At 62.0% G+C, this 3,872-nt stretch carries 3 protein-coding genes; all 3 read left to right on the forward strand.

Annotated elements, in window-relative coordinates:
- The first annotated feature begins 228 nt into the window (after positions 1–228).
- Complete coding sequence (locus tag AB7S84_RS16850; protein ID WP_020878016.1) at positions 229–906, forward strand: response regulator transcription factor; 678 nt, start codon at positions 229–231, stop codon at positions 904–906.
- Positions 884–2,323 (forward strand): ATP-binding protein, encoded by a 1,440-nt coding sequence (locus AB7S84_RS16855; RefSeq protein WP_428155934.1) that lies wholly within the window; start codon positions 884–886, stop codon positions 2,321–2,323. The genes AB7S84_RS16850 and AB7S84_RS16855 overlap by 23 nt, the downstream gene beginning before the upstream one ends.
- 107 nt (positions 2,324–2,430) lie before the next feature.
- On the forward strand, positions 2,431–3,872 hold a 1,442-nt coding region (locus AB7S84_RS16860), incomplete at its 3' end, for a DegQ family serine endoprotease (RefSeq protein ID WP_428155936.1).

Raw genomic sequence — 3,872 nt, forward strand, 5'->3', positions numbered from 1 at the left:
TCCGCGGCGATTATGCGGCACTAAAACTCACCGCTGAAGGGGCGCGGACCGTAACCTCCCGGCACCTCTATCCGGTTACCATCATGAAAGCCGAAAGTTGAATTTCATGACGATAACCGGATAGAGGCACCTGCCTATGAAAGTCGAAAGCTGAGTCATAAATTGATTTTCAATCGGTTTCCCGCATTACGGTGAAAGGACTTTTTGCGGAGCCGTCGAGGATACGCTATGAGAATTCTGCTGGTGGAGGACGACCGGAAGATCGCCGACTTCATCGTGAAAGGGTTGAAGGCGGCCGGATATGCCGTCGATCATGCCGCCGACGGGGAGGAGGGGCTGCACCTGGCGCTTTCCGAACCTTACGACGCCGCCGTCATCGACATCATGCTGCCCGGGCGGAGCGGGCTTTCCATCGTGGAGACGATGCGCCGGGAAAAGGTCCGCACGCCGGTGATCTTTCTGAGCGCCCGGGGGGAGATCGACGACCGGGTCAAAGGGCTCGAGATCGGGGCGGACGACTATCTCACCAAGCCGTTCTCCTTTTCGGAGCTCCTGGCCCGGGTTCAAGCCCTGATCCGCCGGGCCGGGGAGGTGTCGGAACCCATGCGCCTCGTGGTGGGCGGCCTCTCCCTCGACCTGGTGACGCGCCGGGTGGTGCGGGACGATCAGAAGATCGAGCTCCAGCCCCTCGAGTTTTCCCTCCTGGAATACCTGATGCGAAACGCCGGCCGGGTGGTGTCCAAGACCATGATCATGGAACACGTGTGGGACTATAATTTCGATCCCAGGACCAACGTGGTGGAGGCCCGCATCTGCCGGCTGAGGGACAAGGTCGACAAGGATTTCGACCGCAAGCTGATCCACACGGTGAGAGGCGTCGGGTATGTGCTCAAGGAATTGGATTAGCCGGCCCCGCACCCTGGCGTTCCGGCTGACCCTGTGGTACGGGACCATCGTCATTCTCCTCTCGGGCGTGGCCTTTCTACTGTCCTACCTCATGGTGACACGCCTCCTGGAGGAGCGATCGGACCAGGAGCTGCTGAACCAGGTGAGCACCTTCGAGTCCATCTTCAAGGCCAAGGGGATCGACGCCGTCAAGCGGGTGATGATCCTGGAGGCCCAGGCGGCCGGAGAGCGCAAGATCTTTTTCAGGCTGCTCTATATGGACGGCTCGGCCTTCTCGTCGTCCAACATGTCCTACTGGGAGAACATCGCCGTGGCCAGGGACGCCATCCGCCGGTTGATCGAAGGCCGGCCGCATGTGTTCGACACCCTTGTGGACCCCAATGTGGGATACCGGGTGCGGATCCTGTACCGGGTGATCGGTCCGGGCGTCATTCTACAGCTGGGCCAGCCCATGGAGCACGCCGGCCGGTTTATCGAAGCCTCCCGGAAGATCCTCGTGGGGACCCTCGTGACCTTGTCGGCGCTGTCGATCCTGATCGGCTGGTTCATGGCCAAAAAGGCCCTTGGCGGGGTGGGGGAGGTCACCCGAACCGCCCGGGAGATCACCGGCGGCGACCTGGGGCGGCGGGTGCCGGTGAAGCGATGGGGGGACGAGATCGAACGCCTTGCCGTCACTTTCAATGAAATGCTGGATCGTATCGAGGGCCTGGTCGTCGGCATCCGGGAGATGAGCGACAACATCGCCCATGACCTGAAGAGCCCCGTCACCCGGATCCGGGGCATGGCCGAGGTGACGTTGACCACCGCGGGCGACGACCCCGGGGCCATAGCGCAATACCAGGGGATGGCGGCGGGCGTGATCGAGGAGTGCGACGGTCTCCTGGACATGATCAACACCATGCTCATGATTTCCAAGACCGAAGCGCGCGCGGCGGTTATCGAACGGACTGCCGTGGACGTGGGCGCCCTGGTCCGGCGGGCCTGCGAGCTGTACGAGCCCCTCGCCGAGGACAAGGGCGTGACGCTGACCCGCCGGACGCCCGAGGGGTGTATCGTTATCGGGGATCCGCGCCTTCTCCAGCGGGCCGTCGGGAACCTCCTCGACAACGCCGTCAAGTATACGCCGGAAGGGGGCTTCGTGAACGTGTTCGTCGTGGGGCTGGATCCCAGCCGGCTGGAGGTGGTGATCGAGGATACGGGCATCGGCATCCATGCCTCGGACCTGCCCCACATCTTCGAACGGTTTTACCGGTGCGACCCCAGCCGAAGCCTCTCGGGAACAGGCCTGGGGTTGAGCCTGGTGAGGAGCGTGGCCGCGGCCCACGGCGGCGACGTGCGGGTCGAGAGCGCCCCGGGCGTCGGCAGCGTTTTTTCCCTGGCGCTTTCCGTCAGCGAGGAACCGGGGCGGAAAACATGACCATTTGGTAATCTTCTCATCATCTTGAGGCAACCTCTCCGCCGTATTATACTTTCCGTTAAAAGCCTTTTATCGTCAATTCAACATAAAATCAGGAGGAAACCATCATGAAATGGATGCGGCACAACAGATATCTTTCGATACTGACCCTCTGGATCGCGGCAATCTTTCTGACGACGGGCATCGCCGTGGACGTTGAGGCCGCCGAGAGCGACGGCACCCTCATGGTGCCCATGAACATCAGCAAGCTTGCCGAAAAGGTGCGGCCGGCCGTCGTGAACATCCGGACGGTCAAAACCATGAGCGGCGGCGGGCGGGTGTTCCGGCATTTTTACGGCAACCCCTTCGGCGGCCGGGACAACCCGTTCAAGGATCTCTTTCCCCAGCTTCCCGACGAGAGTCCACACGATTTCAAGCAGCAGAGCCTCGGCTCCGGCTTCATCATCGACACGGAAGGGTATATCGTGACCAACAACCATGTCGTCGACGGCGCGGATGAGATCAAGGTTCGCCTCTCCAATGAAAAGGAGTTCGACGCCGAGGTGATCGGTCGGGATCCCAACACCGACCTGGCCTTGATCCGTATCGCCCCCAACAAGGATCTCGTCGCGCTTGAGACCGGGGATTCGGACAGCCTGCGGGTGGGCGACTGGGTGTTGGCCATCGGCAGCCCCTTCGGCCTCGAGCAGACCGTCACCGCCGGGATCGTCAGCGCCAAGGGCCGGGTCATCGGCGCAGGCCCCTATGACGATTTCATTCAGACCGACGCCTCCATCAACCCCGGCAACAGCGGCGGCCCCCTCCTGGACATGAACGGGCGGGTGGTCGGCATCAACACGGCCATCATCGCCAGCGGCCAGGGGATCGGCTTCGCCATCCCCGTCAACATGGCCATGAACATCGTCGGCCAGTTGAAAAAGAGCGGCGAGGTGACCCGGGGCTGGCTCGGGGTCGGCATCCAGGACCTGACCGACGAGCTCAAGGAATACTACAAGATCGACCAGGAGAGCGGCGTCCTGATTTCCCAGATTTACGAGGGGGATCCGGCGGATAAGGGCGGCATCAAGGTCGGCGACGTCGTCATCGCGGTGGACGGGAACCCGGTCAAGTCGAGCCGTGAGCTGTCGGCCCAGATCGCCAACCTCCCCGTGGGCAAAAAAACGTCCATCACCCTGATCCGGGAAGGAAAGGAAAAGACGGTGGAGGTCACCCTGGGCAAACGGGACAACGAGATTCAGCGTGTGGGCTCGGACCGCCGGAACAACGGAGACCTGGGCCTCGAACTCAGAACCCTCGACCCCGAAACAGCCCAGCGGTTCGGCTTTGAAAGCGATGCCAAAGGCGTTCTGGTCACTGATGTGGCCTCGGGCGGCAAAGCCGAAAACGCCGGCGTGCGCCAGGGCGATCTCATCATCGAGATCAACCGGGAGCCGGTGTCCTCCATCGCCGAATTCCAGAGCCTGATGGGCAAGATCAAGAAAGGCGAAGCGATCCGGTTCCTGATGAAAAGACCCCGGGGCGGCTTCGTGGTCGCCAACATGACCAAATA

It is taken from the genome of Desulfococcus sp. (assembly GCF_050178255.1).
Lineage (GTDB): Bacteria > Desulfobacterota > Desulfobacteria > Desulfobacterales > Desulfococcaceae > Desulfococcus > Desulfococcus multivorans.